This is a genomic window from Deinococcus sp. KSM4-11 (genome assembly GCF_004801415.1).
In the GTDB taxonomy this organism is placed as follows: Bacteria; Deinococcota; Deinococci; order Deinococcales; family Deinococcaceae; genus Deinococcus.
Genome location: NZ_SSNX01000011.1, coordinates 101,774 through 119,355, shown reverse-complemented (window position 1 = coordinate 119,355; position 17,582 = coordinate 101,774). Strand labels below are relative to the sequence as shown.

At 68.5% G+C, this 17,582-nt stretch carries 17 protein-coding genes and 1 pseudogene; 10 read left to right on the top strand and 8 right to left on the bottom strand.

Annotated features, from left to right (window positions below; genetic code table 11):
- Positions 1-3: 3 nt before the first annotated feature.
- Positions 4-1,212: an exopolysaccharide biosynthesis polyprenyl glycosylphosphotransferase gene (locus E7T09_RS21175; RefSeq protein WP_168734972.1), complete on the bottom strand. Its 1,209-nt coding sequence runs from the start codon at positions 1,210-1,212 to the stop codon at positions 4-6.
- A gap of 694 nt (positions 1,213-1,906) precedes the next feature.
- Between E7T09_RS21175 and argF the strand changes: the two genes are divergently transcribed.
- From argF to E7T09_RS21140, 7 genes are all read left to right on the top strand, one after another.
- Positions 1,907-2,944, top strand: coding sequence for an ornithine carbamoyltransferase (argF, locus tag E7T09_RS21170; RefSeq protein WP_136391191.1), 1,038 nt, complete (start codon positions 1,907-1,909; stop codon positions 2,942-2,944).
- Between the two features lie 185 nt (positions 2,945-3,129).
- Positions 3,130-5,136 (top strand): hypothetical protein, encoded by a 2,007-nt coding sequence (locus E7T09_RS21165; protein WP_136391190.1) that lies wholly within the window; start codon positions 3,130-3,132, stop codon positions 5,134-5,136.
- Between the two features lie 99 nt (positions 5,137-5,235).
- Positions 5,236-6,162, top strand: coding sequence for an N-acetyl-gamma-glutamyl-phosphate reductase (gene argC, locus E7T09_RS21160; protein ID WP_136391189.1), 927 nt, complete (start codon positions 5,236-5,238; stop codon positions 6,160-6,162).
- Positions 6,159-6,992, top strand: coding sequence for a shikimate 5-dehydrogenase (locus E7T09_RS21155; protein ID WP_240741925.1), 834 nt, complete (start codon positions 6,159-6,161; stop codon positions 6,990-6,992). The genes argC and E7T09_RS21155 overlap by 4 nt, the downstream gene beginning before the upstream one ends.
- 70 nt (positions 6,993-7,062) lie before the next feature.
- Positions 7,063-7,383, top strand: coding sequence for a YegP family protein (locus E7T09_RS21150; protein ID WP_136391188.1), 321 nt, complete (start codon positions 7,063-7,065; stop codon positions 7,381-7,383).
- Between the two features lie 100 nt (positions 7,384-7,483).
- Complete coding sequence (locus E7T09_RS21145) at positions 7,484-8,128, top strand: MBL fold metallo-hydrolase (RefSeq protein WP_136391187.1); 645 nt, start codon at positions 7,484-7,486, stop codon at positions 8,126-8,128.
- Between the two features lie 110 nt (positions 8,129-8,238).
- The gene (locus E7T09_RS21140) at positions 8,239-8,913 is read left to right on the top strand and encodes a DUF2270 domain-containing protein (RefSeq protein WP_136391186.1); all 675 of its coding nucleotides are present in this window, start codon (positions 8,239-8,241) and stop codon (positions 8,911-8,913) included.
- A 40-nt stretch (positions 8,914-8,953) separates the two neighbouring features.
- Here the strand turns inward: E7T09_RS21140 and E7T09_RS21135 are convergent, their stop codons facing one another.
- Both E7T09_RS21135 and E7T09_RS21130 read right to left on the bottom strand, forming a co-directional pair.
- Positions 8,954-9,316: a hypothetical protein gene (locus E7T09_RS21135; protein ID WP_136391185.1), complete on the bottom strand. Its 363-nt coding sequence runs from the start codon at positions 9,314-9,316 to the stop codon at positions 8,954-8,956.
- Entirely contained in the window at positions 9,313-10,197 is an 885-nt protein-coding gene (locus tag E7T09_RS21130) for a hypothetical protein (RefSeq protein WP_136391184.1), read from the bottom strand. Before E7T09_RS21130 ends, E7T09_RS21135 begins: the two co-directional genes overlap by 4 nt.
- Before the next feature lie 80 nt (positions 10,198-10,277).
- On the opposite strand from E7T09_RS21130, the gene E7T09_RS21125 reads away from it, so the two are divergent.
- Entirely contained in the window at positions 10,278-11,057 is a 780-nt protein-coding gene (locus E7T09_RS21125; protein ID WP_136391183.1) for an APH(3') family aminoglycoside O-phosphotransferase, read from the top strand.
- 65 nt (positions 11,058-11,122) lie between these two features.
- Positions 11,123-13,456, top strand: coding sequence for an MMPL family transporter (locus E7T09_RS21120; protein ID WP_136391182.1), 2,334 nt, complete (start codon positions 11,123-11,125; stop codon positions 13,454-13,456).
- Positions 13,457-13,493: 37 nt separating this feature from the next.
- Here the strand turns inward: E7T09_RS21120 and E7T09_RS21115 are convergent.
- A pseudogene (locus E7T09_RS21115) lies at positions 13,494-14,114 on the bottom strand (DedA family protein).
- Positions 14,115-14,215: 101 nt separating this feature from the next.
- Here E7T09_RS21115 and E7T09_RS21110 point away from each other — a divergent pair.
- Positions 14,216-14,875: an HAD family hydrolase gene (locus E7T09_RS21110; RefSeq protein ID WP_136391181.1), complete on the top strand. Its 660-nt coding sequence runs from the start codon at positions 14,216-14,218 to the stop codon at positions 14,873-14,875.
- A 3-nt stretch (positions 14,876-14,878) separates the two neighbouring features.
- On the opposite strand, the gene E7T09_RS21105 is transcribed toward E7T09_RS21110, so the two are convergent.
- The 4 genes from E7T09_RS21105 to E7T09_RS21090 form a co-directional block, all read right to left on the bottom strand.
- The gene (locus E7T09_RS21105; RefSeq protein WP_136391180.1) at positions 14,879-15,370 is read right to left on the bottom strand and encodes a DUF4385 domain-containing protein; all 492 of its coding nucleotides are present in this window, start codon (positions 15,368-15,370) and stop codon (positions 14,879-14,881) included.
- 87 nt (positions 15,371-15,457) lie between these two features.
- Positions 15,458-16,093 carry a Dps family protein gene (locus E7T09_RS21100; RefSeq protein ID WP_136391179.1) on the bottom strand — a complete coding sequence of 212 codons (636 nt, stop codon included), beginning with the start codon at positions 16,091-16,093 and terminating at the stop codon, positions 15,458-15,460.
- A gap of 110 nt (positions 16,094-16,203) precedes the next feature.
- Positions 16,204-17,133, bottom strand: coding sequence for an SDR family oxidoreductase (locus tag E7T09_RS21095; protein WP_136391178.1), 930 nt, complete (start codon positions 17,131-17,133; stop codon positions 16,204-16,206).
- 33 nt (positions 17,134-17,166) lie between these two features.
- Positions 17,167-17,547, bottom strand: coding sequence for a cupin domain-containing protein (locus E7T09_RS21090; RefSeq protein ID WP_136391177.1), 381 nt, complete (start codon positions 17,545-17,547; stop codon positions 17,167-17,169).
- Between the last annotated feature and the right edge of the window lie 35 nt (positions 17,548-17,582).

The window sequence follows — 17,582 nt, the reverse complement described above, 5'->3', positions numbered from 1 at the left end:
CGTTCAACGGGCCCCGAAGCCGGTCAGGATGGTCTGGAGGGTCTTGAACACGATACGCACGTCCATCCAGAACGACAGGTACTTGATGTAGAACACGTCGTAGCGCAGCTTGTCGACGGTGGTGCTGGTGTCGGCCGCGTAGCCCTGCACGACCTGTGCCCAGCCGGTGATGCCGGGACGCACCCAGTGCCGCACCGGATACAGCCGGATCTCCTGGTTGAAGTGCTCGACGAAGGCCCGCTGCTCGGGGCGTGGGCCGATGATGCTCATGTCGCCACTCAGGACATTCCAGAACTGCGGCAGCTCGTCCAGGCGGAACTTGCGCAGGAAGCGGCCCACGCGGGTCACACGGACGTCGTCGGGGGTGGCGAAGGCGGCCCCGCTGCGTTCCGAATCGGTGCGCATGGTGCGGAACTTCACCATCCTGAACAGCCGGCCGTCACGGCCCACCCGCTCCTGGAAGAACAGGATGGGTGCGCCGGAATCGATCAGCACGACCAACGCGACCACGCCCGCCAGGGGCAGCAGCACCGGCAGCGCCAGCACGGTCACAAGCCGGTCGATCAATACTTTCACCTGCACGTACGACGACAGGAAGGGCACCTCGCCCAGCCGGGCGCCGTGCAGGTACTCCACCGACACCCGGCCACTCAATTCCTCCTGCAGGCTGGCGACCGTGCAGGTGGGCACGCCGGCCGCGTGCGCGTGCATCAGCAGGTGCGCCCACTCGGGCGAGAGGGCCTGGTATGGATCGATCAGGAGTTCGTCGAGTTCCTGAAGGGCCACCTGCTGCGGGGAGCTGAGGACCACGTAGCGTACGGCCGGGTCGGTGGGCAGGTCGCCGAGTTGTCCCGGCAGGACGCCGACCACCATTGCCGGGGCGAGCCGGCGCATCAGGTAGCGGGTGACGAGCATCACGCCGCCCCAGCCCAGGGTGACGGCCAGCAGGAACCGCAAGGCGCTGCTGGCCCCCACGAGCGAGAGCACGAGCAGGCTGATCGCCAGTGCGCAGGCGGGAATGACGATGGACTCGTAATAGCGGTACGAACGCAGCCCGGCGTGCCGTCCACGGATGGCCCCCCACGCCACCCACGCGGCCAGCAGCCAGTTGCTGTAGGCCAGGGTGATGGACGCGCGCGGCAGCAGCAGGTGCGCGGCGATTAATCCCAGGAGCATCGGTGCGCTGACATCGATCAGGCTCAGAAAGGCCATCAGGTGCGAGCGGAAATAGGCCTGTCGGGTCGGTTGGAGTCGTTGACTGACCATGCTGTCCAAGTCCTCTAAACCTGTGGAGCGAGTGCGCGGGAACGGTCTGGATGGTGAGGGCAAGGTGCAGACCGCGCGGTCGGGGAGCAAAGATGAGATGTTCACGAAAACTTGATGATCTAGGGGCTTCGTGGTGGGTGCCGTGCCACTTGCCGGAGCCGACGATGGCTAGAGCGTCCTGGCGCTGAACCTCGTCTGGATCGGTGTGCGTGGCTGTAGAGATGCGGCCGTGCTGCCCGCTGTATGCTGTAAACTCCAGCATCACCGGGCTCTTAGGTTGGCAAGACGCGCCCTGGACGGGGCAAAGATGTTAAGAATTTCATAGACATCCTGCTACGCCCACTCTAGTGAGAAAGAATGAGTCGATTATGAAGTAGTACCCTGAACTCCAGGAGCCGGCGTGTGCCGCTGCCAGCGACGGAGACGACCAATTACGGGCACTCGCTCTATACGTGCGCGGATCGTACTCTCATGATGGGTGTGTTTTACCCCCAACGACTGACCGGGTATCCAGATGGCTCCGGGCCAGGCGAACTGACATCCCCAGCTAGGGCTTCCCTGGATGCATGCTTATTCAATAATATGAGTAAGCATGCACAGCTGTGGTCTGTGTTAGGCCCGCCGGGTATACTTCCCCTCTATGACGAAGGCTGTTGCCAAAGCTAAGAAGTCCACCACGTCCGCCGCTGTGAAGGGTAAAACTGGTGTGAATAAACCCGTGCTGCTCACGCCGGAAACGTTGCCTGCCCCAGTGCTGGCCGGGCGGGACTTCCTGAGCAACCTCGACATGACTTCCGCCGAACTGCGCACGGTGCTCGATACGGCTCACTCCATGAAGCGCGGGGAATGGCGCGGCGTGAAACCGCTGACCGGCCTGTCGATCGCGCTGGTGTTCGAGAAGGCGTCCCTGCGCACCCGCACCACCTTCGACGTCGGCATGTACCAGCTCGGTGGGCACGCCATCACGCTGTCGAATACCGAGATCGGCCTGGGCACCCGGGAGCGCGTCAGCGACGTGGCCCGCAACCTGGAACGCTGGGTGGATGCCGTCATGGGCCGCGTGTACCTCCAGCAGACCCTGAACGAACTCGCGCAGCACGCCAGCATTCCTGTCATCAACGGCCTGTCGGACATGCTGCACCCCGCGCAGCTGCTCGCCGACTACCAGACCATCGAGGAAGCGTTCGGCCGCGACCTCCGCACCCGGCGGGTCGTGTATATCGGCGACGGCAACAACCTCGCCAACAGCCACATCCACATGGCCATCCTGACCGGCGCGCAGGTCACCATCGTCACGCCGGTCGGCTACGAACCCAACGCCGGCGTGCTGATGGACGCCGTGAAAAGCGGTACCGAGATCACCCTCACGCACGACCTCGCCGCCGTGCAGGGCGCCGATGTCCTGTACACCGACGTGTGGATCAGCATGGGTCAGGAAGCCGAGGCGGACATCCGCCGCCGCGCCTTCCGGGGCTACCAGGTCACTCCCGAGATGCTCGACATGCTCGCCCCGCATGGGATCTTCCTGCACTGCCTGCCCGCCCACTACGGCGAGGAGACCGTGCCCGGCGCGACTGAGCACGCCAAGAGCCGGGTGTTCGATCAGGCCGAGAACCGCCTGCATGCCCAGAAGGCCCTGATGTACCACGTGATGGGAGCCATGCAGCCCCGCTGGTGAGAGATCCAGGACGTGTGGCGGTGCGTGCCCGTACGTTCCCCCGGTTGGGGGTAGAGTACGGGCGTTTCCCGGTGTGATGCCCGAGGGGCCGGTTCATGGGCGCTCCTCCCGTCTCTATGGGGAGCCGTTCGTTCCGCTGCCATGTTCGTCCGTCCAGTGTCAGCCGTTGATCGGAAGGAGCACGCATGCACAGACCGTGGAAGTGGGCCGCCGGAGTGGCCCTGAGTGTCAGCCTCGTCGCCTGTGGAAGTCCGGCGAGTCTGCAGGTGGCCCAGGACACGGCCGTCCTCGACTCGCAGGCCGTGACCTCGCCGCCCACCGTGCTCCAGTTGAAGGCGGCGGGAAGCTCGTCGCTGCAGTCCGCCGCGCCCGCCGGAGGAGCCCTCCAGAATCCGGAATTCGGGCCGACCGCGAATATCGCCGACGGGCCGTCCGGGGGTGAGGCCGACACCCTGAGCGCCCAGGCGCTGCCCTCCCGGCGCTTCCAGGGCGGAGTGAACCGCCGCCTGCCGGGCACCCACCCCGGGAAGGGTGTAAGCACGGCGGCCTTCGGAGCCCTGAAGGTTAGCAGCGCGCCCACCCTGGCCCTGTCCTTCAACGGCCTGAACCACCGCGACACCCGCACCGCCAATGGCGGCAACCAGTTCAGCAACGAGCCGCCGGATCAGGGCCTGTGCGTGGGCAACGGCTCGGTGCTGGAGACGGTGAACTCTGTTCTGCGCGTGTACAGCACCAGCGGCGCCCCCCGCACCCCACCGGTCGACCTCAACACCTTCAACGGCTACCCGGCGGCCATCAACCGGATCACGGGCGTCTCCGGCCCCAACCTGTTCGACCCGAGCTGCCACTACGATCCGGACACCCGCCGCTGGTTCCACCTGACCGACACCCTGGGCGTCGATCCCGCGAGTGGAAACCTGACCGGTAAGAACACCCTCGACCTGGCCGTGAGCCGCACCAGCGACCCTACCGGCGCGTGGACGATCTACCGCCTGCCCGTGCACAACGACGGCACAGACGGCACCCCCAACCACGGCAACTGCCCCTGCCTGGGCGACTACCCGCACCTGGGCATGAACGCGAGCGGCGTGTACCTCACCACCAACGAGTTCTCGCTGGTCACAGGTGACTTCAACGGCGTCGAGATCTACGCGCTGCCCAAGGCGAAACTGGTGGCTGGAGCCTCCACCCTGACCGTCGTCAACTTCAACCTGACCGACGTGACCAGTCCGCAGCCGGCCTTTACGCTCATGCCGTCGATCACGCCCGGCGGACGCGGCGAGGACGACAACCAGGCCCGCTCGCACGGCACCGAGTACTTCGTGAGCTCGCTGGCCGTGTTCGCGGACAGTGGCGTCAGCGACCAGTTGGTCGTGTGGGGCCTGACCAACACCAAGTCCCTGGACAGCGCCACCCCGGATCTTGCCCTGAACGCCGGAACGGTTCGCGTGAACAGCTACGCCGTGCCGCCCGCCGCCACCCAGAGACCCGGCACCTTCCCGCTCGGGCAGTGCATCAATGACACCACCCTCGCCACACCCTTCGGCCCCGGCTGCTGGCGATACCTGTTCACGACAGAACCCGCCCACAACGAGGTGCTCTCGCCGATCGACAGCGGGGACAGCCGCGTGCAGCAGGTCATGTACGCCGACGGCAAACTCTGGACGACCCTGGGAACCGCCGTCAATGACAACGGCACAGACCGTACCGGGGCCGCGTGGTTCATCCTGAAGCCCCAGACGAACAAGAACAAAGCCGATGCCAAGGTCGTCCGGCAGGGCGTCGTGAGCGTGTCCGGCAACAACCTGCTGTACCCGACCGTGGCCGTGACCACGGACGGCCGGGCCGCCGTGGGCGCCACCCTGGTCGGCACCGACCACCACCCCAGCGCCGCGTACTTCGGTCTCAGCGAGGACGGCGCCACGCCGGTGCGCGTGGCCGCCGAAGGAGTCGGCACGCAGGACGGATTCAGCGGCTACAAGGCCTACGGCACCCCGCTCCGCCCCCGCTGGGGCGACTACGGCGCCGCTGCCACCGACGGCACCAGCCTGTGGTTCGCCAACGAGTACATCGCGCAGACCTGCACGCTCGCGCAGTACGTCACGGCGCCCGTCGGTTCGTGCGGGGCCACGCGCACGGCACTCGCCAACTGGGGCACCCGGATCACGCAGCTTCGCAGCGGCGAGCACTGAGCCCACACCCGCCGGCCATGACACCCGCTGTCCCGAAAGGGGCGGCGGGTGTCTGGACGCACCGGACGAACCTGCACACCTGGGCGTTATGGTGGCGGCATGTCGCGGCCACGGGTATTCATTGACGGTGAGGCGGGCACCACGGGCCTCCAGATCCGCTCGCGGCTGGCGGGCCGGACGGATATCGAGCTGCTGAGCATTGACCCGGCGCGGCGCAAGGACAGCGCGGCGCGGGCAGAGCTGCTGAACGCGGCGGACGTGTCGATCCTGTGCCTGCACGACGACGCGGCGCGCGAGGCGGTCGCCCTGACGACTGCGCCGTCGGCGCGCCTGCTGGATGCCAGCACGGCACACCGCGTGGATCCGGCGTGGGTGTTCGGGTTCCCGGAACTGAGTGCCGACCAGCCAGCACGCATCCGGGACGCGCGCCACGTGGCGAATCCCGGCTGCTACGCCACGGGAGCGATCGCCCTGTTGGCTCCACTGACCGCCTCGGGCCTGCTGCCGGCGGACTTTCCAGTCAGCATTCAGGGCTACAGCGGGTACACGGGCGGCGGCCGGGCGCTGGTGGACGCGCACGAGCAGGATCTGACTCACCCCATGCGCGGCGCGTTCCTGAGCTACGGCCTGGGCCTGAATCACAAGCACATCCCGGAAACCATGCGCTACGGCGGCCTGACCCGCACGCCGATCTTCACGCCGAACGTGGGCGCGTGGGCACAGGGCATGACCGTGACCATTCCCCTGCACCTGCGGGAACTGGGCACCACACCGGGAGCGCTGCATGCCGCCCTGAGCGCCCATTACGCCGGACAGACCTACGTGCGCGTGGTCGCCAGCTCGGACAACCCGGAGCTGCTCGACCCGCAGACCCTGAACGGCACGAACGACCTGGAGGTGTTCGTGTACGCGTCGGCGGACAGTGAGCGGGTGGTGCTGGCCGCACGGCTGGACAACCTGGGCAAGGGAGCGGGCGGCGCGGCCGTGCAGAACCTGAACCTGATGCTGGGGCTTGGGGGCGCGTGACCGGTTCCAGCAAGCTCGACATCACGCGGGCCACGACCGTGTGCATGAGCGTGGCGGCCCGTCCGGGTACCTTCGGCTCGCGCTTCCACAACCATCTGTATGCGGCGCTGGGCCTGGATTACGTGTACAAGGCCTTCGGCGTGCGTGACATCGCGGGCGTGGTGGCGGGTGTGCGTGCGCTGGGCATCCGGGGCTGCGCGGTCAGCATGCCCTTCAAGGAGACCGTGATTCCGCTGCTGGACGAACTGGACGCCTCGGCGGCGGCCATCGGTTCCGTGAACACCATCGTGAACACCGATGGGCACCTGAAGGCCTACAACACGGATTACACCGCCATCCAGGTGCTGATCGGGCGGCATGCCCTCGATCCGCAGGCGCGGGTGGTGCTGCGCGGCAGTGGCGGCATGGGCAAGGCCGTGGCGAGCGCCCTGCGGGACGCGGGATTCAAGACGGGAGTCCTCGTGGCCCGCAACGAGACGGCCGGGCGTGACCTCGCCGGCCGCTGCGGCTGGACGTGGCAGCCAGACGTGCCGGACATCCACGCCGGTGACCTGCTCGTGAACGTCACGCCGATCGGCATGGCGGGCGGCCCGGACGAGCACGTCGCCGCCTTCACGCCCGCCCAGATCGCGCTGGCCAGCACCGTGTTCGACGTGGTCGCCCTGCCCAGCGAGACGCCCCTGATCGTGGAGGCCCGCGCCCAGGGCCGGGCCGTCGTGACGGGGCTGGACGTCGTGGCCCTGCAGGCGCTCGAGCAGTTTGTCCTGTACACCGGCGTGCGCCCCACCGACGAGCAGGTGGCGGCGGCCGTGGCCTTCGCCCGCGCCTGAAGGCTTGCCGGGCCCGCAGACCCAGGGTATAGAGTGAACTGATCCACACTTCACGTCCTGGAGGTTCACCATGGCAGGAAAGTTCGTGCTCAAGGCGTCCGGTGATCAGTTCATGTTCAACCTGCACGCCGCGAACGGGCAGATCGTGCTGACCAGCGAGCGCTACACCACCAAGGCGGCGGCCACGAACGGCATCGCCTCGGTCAAGCAGAACGCCGCCAACGACGACCGCTACGCCATGAGCGACGATGGCCTGCGCTTCAGCCTCAAGGCCAGCAACGGTCAGGTCATCGGCGTGAGCGAGACCTACTCCAGCGCCAGTGCCGCGCGTGAGGGCACCCAGGGTGTGAAACGCGCCGCTGCCGAGGCGCTGGTCGACGACCAGACCTGAAGTCCACCGGCCTGATCCCGCCCCCGTTCACCTGGAATGGGGGCGGTGCCTTGCCCACTTCTCCGTGAGCAACGCCGATCCGGCCCGCTACACTCCGAGCATGGTTGCCCCCCACCTCCATGGTTCCGTTCGCGTCTGGCCGCAGTCCACCGGCCCCCTTCAGGAGAATGCGGTGCTGGTCGCGGACGCGGCCGGACAGGGCTTCCTGATCGATCCGGGCGACGACGCCGAGCGCATTCTCGCGCTGGTGCAGGATTCGGGCGTGACTGTGCACGGCATTCTACTCACGCACGCGCATTTCGACCACATCGGGGCGGTGCAGGCCGTACGCGAGGCGCTCGGGGTGCCCGTGTGGCTGCATCCGGCGGATCTGGGCCTCTACCGTGCCGGCGGCACGTCGGCCGCACGCTGGAACCTGCCCTTCGTCCAGCCCGCAGACCCGGAGCACGACATCACGCAGGATCAGGCGTTCACGGCGGGCGACCTCACCCTGCGGGCCCGCGAACTGCCCGGCCACGCGCCCGGCCACGTGGTCTTCATCGGGGACGGCTTCGTGCTGGCGGGCGACACGCTGTTCCAGGGCAGCATCGGACGCACCGACCTGCCCGGCGGGAACCATCCGCAGCTGATCTCGGGGATCACCGCCGAACTCCTGGGTCTGCCGGAAGAGACCGCCGTGTACCCCGGCCACGGTGCCCGCACCACCGTCGGCGCGGAACGCCGCACCAACCCCTTCCTGCAGTGACGGCGGGCACTGGCGCTGTCCAGCCCGGCTGGAGTCACGCTGTGCGAATACGATCGGCGCTACCCTGAACGCATGACCGCCTGCAGATCCTGGCGCGGGGAGCGCCGCTGATGCCCGGCACGGGCGGCGGCATCGGCGCCCTGATGCCGGGTGGCCTGACGGAAGTCAGTTACAGCACCAACAGCGCGAACGCCCTGATCCACCTGTACCGCGCCGAGGTCGGCAAGATGACCGCGTACCGCCAGCGGCTCGACATGACCACCAACTGGTCCGTCGTGACCACCGCCGGTCTGGCGAGCTTCGCGCTGGGCGACGTGAACAACTCGCACGCCACCTTCCTGTTCGCGATGTTCATGAATTTCTTCTTCCTGCGTCTGGAGGCCCGGCGCTTCCGCTCCTTCGAGATTGCGCACCACCGCGTGCGGATCATGGAACGCTTCTTCTACCCGGCCATGCTGGGCGACAACGTCGACCCCGGCTGGCACCAGTTGCTGCTGGCCGAACTGGCCCGCCCGCGCAGTCCCATGAGCCGCAGCGACGCCATGGGCTGGCGTCTGAGCCGCAATTACCTGTGGATCTATGCGGCCGTGCTGCTGGCGTGGATGGCGAAACTCGATCTGGATCAGCCCAAGGGCTGGGTGCTGGAATTCCCGGACGCCCTCTCGCTGGCCGATATCGGCAGTTTTCCCGGCTGGCTGGTCTTCCTGGGCGTCGCGGTGTTCTACGCGTACCTGATCGGCCTGGCCCTGCGCGCCGCCCGCACCTACCCGCTCGAGGAAGGCTGAACCCAGCAGTCGGTCACTGCCCGTGCTCCAGGCCCGGAGGCTATCGGCGGCCACCGTACTTGGGCGGGCCTTTCTTCACCCCGGCGAAGCGGTTGCGTTCCTTGCGCCGCTGCGCGCTGGAGGCCGTGCCCGTTCCAGCCTTCGCGCTCGGCGCCGCGCTGCGCGTGCGCGGCAGCGTGTCGATCGTCATATAGCGGGCCAGCGGTACGTACAGGATCAGGATGAAGATCAGGCTGCCCCACCACGTGTTCAGGTAGGGTTTGAGCGGTGTGAGGCTCAGCAGGGTGCTGAGCAGCGTCGCGATGGCGGCGAAGAGCACCACGCGCACCACGAGTTTCAGCAGTTTGGTGCTCGTCAGGCCCGGAGCCGGGTCTGGGGTGGTGAGCCAGCGCCAGAAGGTCATGCGTTCTCTCCGGTGGTGGGCTGTTCCTCACCCAGCGTGATGGCGTCGCGGAAGGCCTCGAGTTCCGGGAAGGCCGTCTGTCCGGCCTCGACCTGAAGCGTCAGCGTGGGCTTGTGCATGCGCCGCGCGAGGCGGTCGAGGGCGGCCCCCGCTGCACCGTCCCGCGCGGGCACGGCCATGATGAGTCCCCGCACGGCGCTCTTCCCGGACAACAGGGACGCCGCGCCGAACAGTTCGCGCTCCCCGCCCGCGATCTTGCCTGGATTCTCCAGGCGCTCGGCGCGTTTCATGATGTCGGCCAGGGGCAGCTCATGGCTGAACACCGGATGCAGGCCCAGCGCCTCCAGTGCGGGCCGCAGGCCGCCCGACAGCAGCGGTTCGGCCAGCAGGGCGCGCGGGCCGATCACGGCCACCGTGGCGCGCGACGCGCGGGCGAGCACCGGCATGTCCTCACGCGGACCGGCGGCCAGGGGCCGGGTGCGTTCCAGGGCCCGCCGGACACCGCCGCCGCTCTGCGTGAGCCGCAGGCCGATCTCGGCGGCCGCGCCCTCCAGCTCCGGGCCGCCGTCGGGCACGTCGATCAGGGTGGGCAGGCCGCTGATCCGGCGGGGCAGCAGGTCCGTGAACGCCTCGCCCCACGCGTCCGCGTTGACTTCCGGAAGGTGCGGCACCAGCACGGCGTCCACGCGGCCCAGGGCCAGAATCCGGCCCAGCGCGAGCTGCACGCCCAGCGCCTCGCCCGGCAGGCTCTCGCGGCCGATGTCGAGCGCCTCGGCGTCCGTGACACTGGGCGCCGCGACCTCGACGCCCAGATCTTTCAGGAGCGCCGTCCAGTACGCGTTGGAACGCGCGGCGCGTGATTCGAGCAGTCCGACCTTCATTCCCTACAGTCTACGCGGCCCGGCCCCTCCTGCGGTCGGCCCGGCTTGAGTGGCGCCGCCCGTCCCGCTAGCCTCGGGCGATGATGGGTGACGTCCTGATCCTGCCCGAACCGCTGCGCCGCGTGCTTCCGGCCGCCCGCTGGGAGCGCGTCACGCTGGGCGAGAGCGGCGCAGGCGTGTGGCGCAGCACGAAGTACGTGGTGAAGGTGCAGGAGCGTGCGGGCACCCCGGTCACGACCCTGCAACAGGAACGCGAGCGGCTGCGGTACTTCCAGGGCCGCGTGCCCGTGCCGCAGGTCGTGGGCTATGAGGTCACGCCCGAACGCGAGTACCTCGCCATGACACGGCTGCCCGGCATTCCCCTGAGCGACCCGGACGCCACCCTGCACCCGGAGCGCGTGGTGGATCTGCTGGCCCGCGCCCTGCGGGAACTGCACGCCCTGCCGATCCGGGACTGCCCGTTTCGCATGACGCTGGACGTGACCCTGCGTCTGGCCCGCGAGCAGGTGCAGGCGGGCACCGTGGACGAAACGGACTTCGACGAGGAGAGAGCGGGCCGCACCGCCACCAGCGTCTTCAACGAACTCGTCCGCACCCGCCCCCACGCGGAGGAGCTGGTCGTCACGCACGGCGACGCCTGCCTGCCGAACTTCATCCTGAACGCCGCACAGATCGAGGGCGTGATCGACGTGGGCCGCGCCGGCATCGCCGACCGTCATGCGGACCTGGCCCTGGCGTGGCGCAGCACCCGGTACAACCTGGGCGCCCAGTGGGGCGAGGTTCTGCTCGACTTATACGGGAGGGAGCGGGTCGACCTGGAGAAGATCGCGTACTACTGCATGCTGGACGAACTGTTCTGAGCTGCCCTGGCTCCCTCCTGGGTGACGCTTACGGTGTTCCTGTCCCTCTGCTCTAGAGTCCAGGCGTGCAACCCCTGGCCCGAGTCGTCACCCGTCATCCCTGGGCGGTGCTGCTGGTGTGGGCGCTGGCGGCGCTACTCAGCATTCCCTTTGCCGCCCGCGCACCCGGTGCCCTGAGCGCCGGCCCCAGCACCCTGACGAACACCGAGAGCGCGCGCGTGACCGCCCTGCTGCGCGACAAGTTCGGCGAGAAGGACACCAACACCGTGCTGCTCCTGACGCGCAGCGCGCCGCCCCTGACCACGCCAGCGGGGCAGGCCGCGTACGACCGTTTCGTGACCGGCCTGGAAAAGGTGCCCGGCGTGACGCGCGTGATCCGCGCGCAGGCGGGCAGCACCCTTGGGACGCGCACGGCAGACGGTGTGGAGGCCCTGACCCTGGCGCAGATCCCGCTGCTGGCCGGAGCGACCGACACCCTGGCCCGCGTGCGGGCCTACGTGAACACGGTAAAGGGCCCGGCCCTGACTATCCGCGTGACCGGCGGGCAGGCCATTGCCGACGACTTCACCAGCTACGCGGAATCCGACACCAAACGCAGCGAACTGACCGCCCTGCCCCTGATCGCGCTGCTGCTGGTGGTGGTGTTCGGGGCGCTGGTCGCCACCGGCCTGCCCCTGGTCGTGGGCGTGCTGAGCATCACGGTCGCCATGGCGGGCCTGTACGGTCTGACCCGCGTGACCGAGGTCAGCACCTTCGCGCAGAGTGTGATCACCATGCTCGGCCTGGGCGCCGGCATCGACTACGCCCTGCTGATGGTCAACCGGTTCAGGGAGGAACTGAAGACGGACGTCAGCGCAGCTGACCGAGCGGAGCGAGTATCCGCGATCCGGCGTGGCCGCAGTGGAGGCGCTGCCGGTGTTGTCCCGGCAATGCCGGAGCGGAGTGCCGTGCCTGGAAGGGCTGGGGACAGCGCCGCCGCCGCGTACCGCACGGTGCTGACCGCCGGGCGCAGCGTGGCCTTCAGCGGCTCCACGGTCGCCATTGCCATGGCCGGGTTGATCGTGCCGCCCGTGGAGGTGATCCGCTCGCTGGGCATCGGCGGGGTGCTGGCCGTGCTCCTGACCGTGCTGGCCAGCCTGACTGCGCTGCCCGCCCTGTTCACGATCCTGGGCGAACGCGTGAACGCCCCGCACATCGTGACCGTGCCCTGGGCGCAGGGCGGCGGGGCCAGCACCTTCTGGACGGCCTTCGCGCGGCGCGTCACGGCCCGGCCGTGGCTGGGACTGCTGGGTGGCGCGGCCTTCCTGCTGCTGCTCGCCGTGCCCGCCTTCGGCATGCGCACCGGCTACGCGGGCGCGTGGGGCCTGACGCCCGGCCTGGAAAGCCGCGACGCCCTGGCTGATGTGCGTAAGTTGGGTGCGGGCGGCCTGCTGAGCCAGTTTGAGGTGATCCTCGATTTGAAGGGACAGCGGTACACACCGCCGGATCGGGCGAAGTTCCAGGCCACGGTGAAGACCCTGCGCGCCCTGCCCGGCGTGAAGGGCGTCCTGAGCCCATTCGTGACCCCGGCGGATCTCGCCGGCACCGGGGGCTCCGGCACCGATGGTATTGCGGCCCTGAATACCCTCACGCGGCGCTCCTTCAGCGCAGACCGCACCTACCTGCGCGTGACCGTCATTCCCACCGATACCCTGAAAGCCGAGCAGATTCCCGCCTTCGAGGCGATGCTCCGCGCCGCGCTGGACGCCAGCGGGTACACCTACCGGTTGGGCGGCGCACCCATCGGCGGGCAGGAATGGAGCCGCGCCATCACGTCCACCCTGCCCACCGTGATCGCCGCCGTGTTCATCGGCACCTTCGTGCTGCTGATGATCGCCTTCCGCTCGCTGCTGATCCCCCTGAAAAGCATCCTGATGAACGCCCTGACCGTCGGCGCCGCCGTGGGTGTGGTCACGCTGGTCGTGCAGGACGGCTTTCTTGCAAAGGCTCTGGGCTTTCCACAGGACGTGGGCGTGCTCGACGCCACCCTGCCCGTGCTGCTGTTCGCCGTGATGTTCGGCCTGAGCATGGACTACGAGATCTTCCTGCTGTCCCGCGTGCAGGAGGAATACCTGCGCTCCGGAGACAACGACGAGGCCATCGTGCAGGCGGTGGGCCACACCGCGCGGATCATCACCAGCGCCGCGATCATCATGTTCATCGTCTTCACCGCATTCATCTTCGGGCGGGTCGTGGCCAGCATGAGCATCGGCCTGGGCCTCGCCGTGGCCGTGGTGCTCGACGCCACCCTGGTGAGACTCATCCTGGTGCCCAGCTTCCTGAAACTGGCGGGCCGGTGGAACTGGTGGCTGCCGAAGTGGATGGATCGCCGGCTGCCTCATGTGGTGCTGGAGCACTGAGGAGGACGGGAGAGCAGCGGGCGTCCGTCGGATCCACTCAGGAACGGCCGGCCTGTCCCTGCTGCGCCCGCCGACGCCGCACGAACCACACCACGCCCGCCACGACCAGCAGACCCACGATCACCTGACTGACCGGCCCCACGTACTGCTCGACCCGGTCGTAATTCTCGCCCAGTGCATACCCGGCACCCGCCAGGGCTGCCGCCCACACGGCCGACCCGAGCGCGGAATACAGCACGAAGGTCGGCAGCCGCATGCCGCTCATGCCCGCCGGGAGGCTCAGCAGCGAGCGGAGGCCGGGCACCATCCGCCCGAACAGCACCGCGCGGGGCCCGTGCCGGTCGAACCAGTCGTCGGCCCGGCGGATGTCCTTCCCGCTTACCGTGAGCCACTTTCCGTGCCGGTCGGCCCACGCGACCAGCCGCTCCTCGTTGAAGGCGCGGCCCACGTATTACAGCGGCAGGGTGCCCAGAACGCTGCCCAGCGTGCCCGCCGCGATCACCAGGGGCAAGTTCAGTTTTCCGCGCGACGCCGCGAAGCCCGCCGACGGCATGATCAGCTCGCTGGGAATGGGTGGGAACAGGTTTTCCAGCACCATCAGCAGCACAATGCCCAGGTACCCCAGGCTGTCCATCAGGTTCTGCACCCAGTCGACCATGCTGGCCAGGGTAAGGGAGGCGGGTGAGGACGCCCAGGGCGCCGGGTTCATACGTTCTTGCCGCAGGCGGGCGGAACGCGGCCGGACTCTAGACTGCCCGCATGACCTTTCTCCCGCGCGCCGTGATCTTCGACTTCGACGGCACCATCCTGGACACCGAATCCCGTGAGTTCCAGCACTGGCAACTGCTGTACCGCGAGCATGGCCGCGAACTGGCCCTGAGCGACTGGCAGCGCGGCATCGGCACCTGGGGCGGGTTCGACCCGTGGGCGGGCCTGCCGGACGCCGTGCAGGCCGACCGCGAGAACGTGCACGCCCGCCTGCGTGAGACCCTGCACGCCGACATTGCCGCGCAGGATGTCCGCCCTGGCGTGCGCGCCGTGCTGGAGGACGTGAAGGCGCGCGGCATGGCGCTGGGTCTGGCGACCAGCTCCGACCGGGCCTGGGTGACCCGCTGGCTGAACCAGCATGCCCTGCTGGAGCTGTTCGACGCGCTCGCGACCCGCGACGACGTGGCCCGCGTGAAACCCGATCCGGAACTGTACGTGCTGGCCGCCGAGCGTCTGGGCGTGCCGGCGGCCGACTGCGTGGCGGTGGAGGATTCCTTCAATGGCGCGACCGCCGCCGTCGCCGCCGGAATGCGCGTGGTCGTGGTGCCGAACGACGTGACCCGCACCCAGCCCTTCCCGCTGACCTGGGGGCGACTCGACGACGGCTACGCGCGTGGTCTGGACGGCCTCCTGCGGGCCGCGCAGGGATGACGCTCAGCCGTACCGGGCTTTGTGCGCCTTCTTCAGCCGGTTGTATTCCTCGTTCGCCTCGGCTTCGTCCCACTTCGCCTTGAAGATCCGGGCCGACTCGGCCTTCACTGGATCTTCCGGCTGGCGGGGCAGTTCCGGGCGACCGTGCGCGCCGCTCTGACCCTTCTTGTCGGCCGGTACCGGCCCCGCGTACTTCTTCCCGCCCTTGTGGTTGGCGTACCGCCGTGAGCGCGTGAAGCCCATCTGCAGGAACTTGCGCGCCATGTCGGCCCCCACGAACTCCCCCGCTTTCAGGTAGGCCAGGAACATCGTGTGGATCGTCTCGCTGCTCTCCCGCGCGGCGTCCGGCGTGGCGAACCGCCAGTGCGGCAGCAGCTCGGACTTGTACGGCTGCACCAGCAGAACGCCCTGCTCGCCCACGCCCACCCGGTACAGTTCCGGCTGCGCGCGCAGGTCGAGCTGGGCGTAGTTGAGGGTGTAGTCGAATCTGGGCATAGGCACCTCACCTGGAGAGAAAAAGGCCACCGGAATGACCCGGTGGCCCTGCGCCTGCTCGCTCCGCTCGTCCCTCTCGGGCGGGCGTCAGTTCATCCGGTCGTCGTCCATGATCGCCTGGAGCATCCAGCGGATCTTGTCGATGGTCTGCGCGTACCCGTTGTACAGGTCGCTGGTCGCCGGATCCTTGGCGTCGTCGTTCACGGTGTTGCTGTCGTCGCGGTAGCCCTTGCCCACGCGGGTCAGATCCTGCACCAGGTCGGCCACCTGGGCGCGGGCGTCCCGCACGGTCTCGGTCGGTACCTTCACCACGCTGTAGCGCTCGATGTCGCTGGGCGCGGCGACCGGGCTACCCCCCAGGGCCACCAGCCGCTCGGCCTGCTCGTCAATGCCGGGGAAGATCTCGTCGATGAACTCGTCGTAGGCGAGGTGCAGGTCGCGGAAGAAGCGGCCACGGATGTCCCAGTGGTACTTCTTGAACTTCAGGTACAGGCTGATGGTCGTGGCGAGGTTGCGCTGCAAGGTCTCGGCCACGATCGCGAACTGCGCCTCGGTCAGGTACGCATGATCGACCAGGGCGTTGTTGGTGGTGCTCAGGTGCGCCGCGTCGGCGTGGGCGACGCCCGTGGCCTTGCCGCTGGTCTTCTTGCCATCGCTGGTGTCGGTGGCGCGGGTCGCCTTCGCCGGAGTTTTCGAGGGAGCTGCCTTGGTCTTTTTCGTCATGCGTGTACCGTACGCCCCCCCCGACGGGGGTGCCCATACGGAGTTCCTTTACGCTTGGGCGCTGGGCAGGGCACACGGCTCTCACCAGCCTACGGCGGAGTCGATGCCGCTCAGACCGGGGTCAAGCTGGCGTGACCATCGGCAATCGGCATGACTTGCCGGGCGTGGTCGCTCACCTTCCGGAACGAGGAACCCAGGGCTGTCAGGCGCGGATCGATCGTCAGCGGGAAACCCTGCGCGAGCGAGAGCATCAGGCCCGCGAAGCTCTGCTCCAGCGGCGTGCTCGCGGCCGTTCGCTGCGCTTCCAGCGCCTCGACCGGAACGCGCTGGATGGCGAAATGACGTCCGGCCATCGCCTCGAACTGCCGCACCACGGCATTCATGTCGAGGTTCTCGGCCACCACGGTCAGGGCCGCGTTCCACAGCTCCGGACGCTCCAGGCACGCGACGGCCGTGCGGGCCACATCCTCTCGACCGATCCAGCCGATGGGCCGCGTGCCGTCGCCGGGCACCGTGACCGTGCCGTGCACATGGTCAAAACCCAGGGCCGGGCTGAGCCAGACCTCCATGAACACGGCGGGCCACAGCAGGGTATAGGCCATGCCACTCTCCCGCAGCGCGGCCTCGACACTCCGTTTGGCTACCGACAGGGGAGAGGGCGGCGACAGGTCCGCCGCCTCTGGAAAGGACACGTAGACAACATGCTCCACGCCCGCGCCCTGGGCCGCCGTGACGAGGTTCAGGCCGCCCCGGTGATCCACCGCCTCGATGGAGTCGGCGGCCTGGTCGCGCAGGGTGGTGGTCGCCGTCGTGATGACCGTCTGCACTCCCTGGCAGGCCCGGGTCAGCGAGGCCCGGTCTTTCAGATCGGCGAGTACCAGCGCTGCGCCTGAATTGCGCAGCGCCTGAACCTGCTGTGGGGCGGAAGCCGGGCGCACCACCGCGCGCACAGGGCGTCCTGCCCGGCGTAGCTGCTGACAGATATTGAAACCAAGGTCTCCGGTCGCGCCGACGACCAGGATTGGAGCCGTGTCGTTCATGGCCGTGTCTCCTTGCGGTGTGGAAGGCCGAAATCACTTCATGAGGTCGGGCAGGCTGGCCGTCATGCCCACCACCACCCGCGCGGGGCCAGAACCACCGTTGAACAGCGTGAACTCCACTCCTGCCGGAACCACGCGCGTTTCCCCGGTGCTGACGGTGGCCGGGCCGTCCGGCAGCTCCAGCGTGACCTCGCCGAGCTGAACCCACAGCTGGTACTGACCTGACAGGGGCCGCCAGGGTGCGCGCGCTCCGGCCTCGATCACCACCTCCATGGCGTACGGTGCCCGCGCGGCGCTGGTGGCGGCTCCGGCTTCCTCGCCTGGATCGAGTCGCACCGGCCCGCCTGCCGCCGCCACGCCCAGACCCAGGCCCAGACTCCACACCAGTACGCGCCGTGCCGTTCCTGTGGTCATGGTCTTCCTCCCTCACGGCCTGGGCGCGGAACCCT

Coding starts and splice junctions, on each gene's coding strand:
- E7T09_RS21175 (WP_168734972.1), bottom strand. CDS start 1,212: ATGGCCTTTCTGAGCCTGATCGATGTCAGCGCACCGATGCTCCTGGGA.
- argF (WP_136391191.1), top strand. CDS start 1,907: ATGACGAAGGCTGTTGCCAAAGCTAAGAAGTCCACCACGTCCGCCGCT.
- E7T09_RS21165 (WP_136391190.1), top strand. CDS start 3,130: ATGCACAGACCGTGGAAGTGGGCCGCCGGAGTGGCCCTGAGTGTCAGC.
- argC (WP_136391189.1), top strand. CDS start 5,236: ATGTCGCGGCCACGGGTATTCATTGACGGTGAGGCGGGCACCACGGGC.
- E7T09_RS21150 (WP_136391188.1), top strand. CDS start 7,063: ATGGCAGGAAAGTTCGTGCTCAAGGCGTCCGGTGATCAGTTCATGTTC.
- E7T09_RS21145 (WP_136391187.1), top strand. CDS start 7,484: ATGGTTGCCCCCCACCTCCATGGTTCCGTTCGCGTCTGGCCGCAGTCC.
- E7T09_RS21140 (WP_136391186.1), top strand. CDS start 8,239: ATGCCCGGCACGGGCGGCGGCATCGGCGCCCTGATGCCGGGTGGCCTG.
- E7T09_RS21135 (WP_136391185.1), bottom strand. CDS start 9,316: ATGACCTTCTGGCGCTGGCTCACCACCCCAGACCCGGCTCCGGGCCTG.
- E7T09_RS21130 (WP_136391184.1), bottom strand. CDS start 10,197: ATGAAGGTCGGACTGCTCGAATCACGCGCCGCGCGTTCCAACGCGTAC.
- E7T09_RS21125 (WP_136391183.1), top strand. CDS start 10,278: ATGATGGGTGACGTCCTGATCCTGCCCGAACCGCTGCGCCGCGTGCTT.
- E7T09_RS21110 (WP_136391181.1), top strand. CDS start 14,216: ATGACCTTTCTCCCGCGCGCCGTGATCTTCGACTTCGACGGCACCATC.
- E7T09_RS21105 (WP_136391180.1), bottom strand. CDS start 15,370: ATGCCCAGATTCGACTACACCCTCAACTACGCCCAGCTCGACCTGCGC.
- E7T09_RS21100 (WP_136391179.1), bottom strand. CDS start 16,093: ATGACGAAAAAGACCAAGGCAGCTCCCTCGAAAACTCCGGCGAAGGCG.
- E7T09_RS21095 (WP_136391178.1), bottom strand. CDS start 17,133: ATGAACGACACGGCTCCAATCCTGGTCGTCGGCGCGACCGGAGACCTT.
- E7T09_RS21090 (WP_136391177.1), bottom strand. CDS start 17,547: ATGACCACAGGAACGGCACGGCGCGTACTGGTGTGGAGTCTGGGCCTG.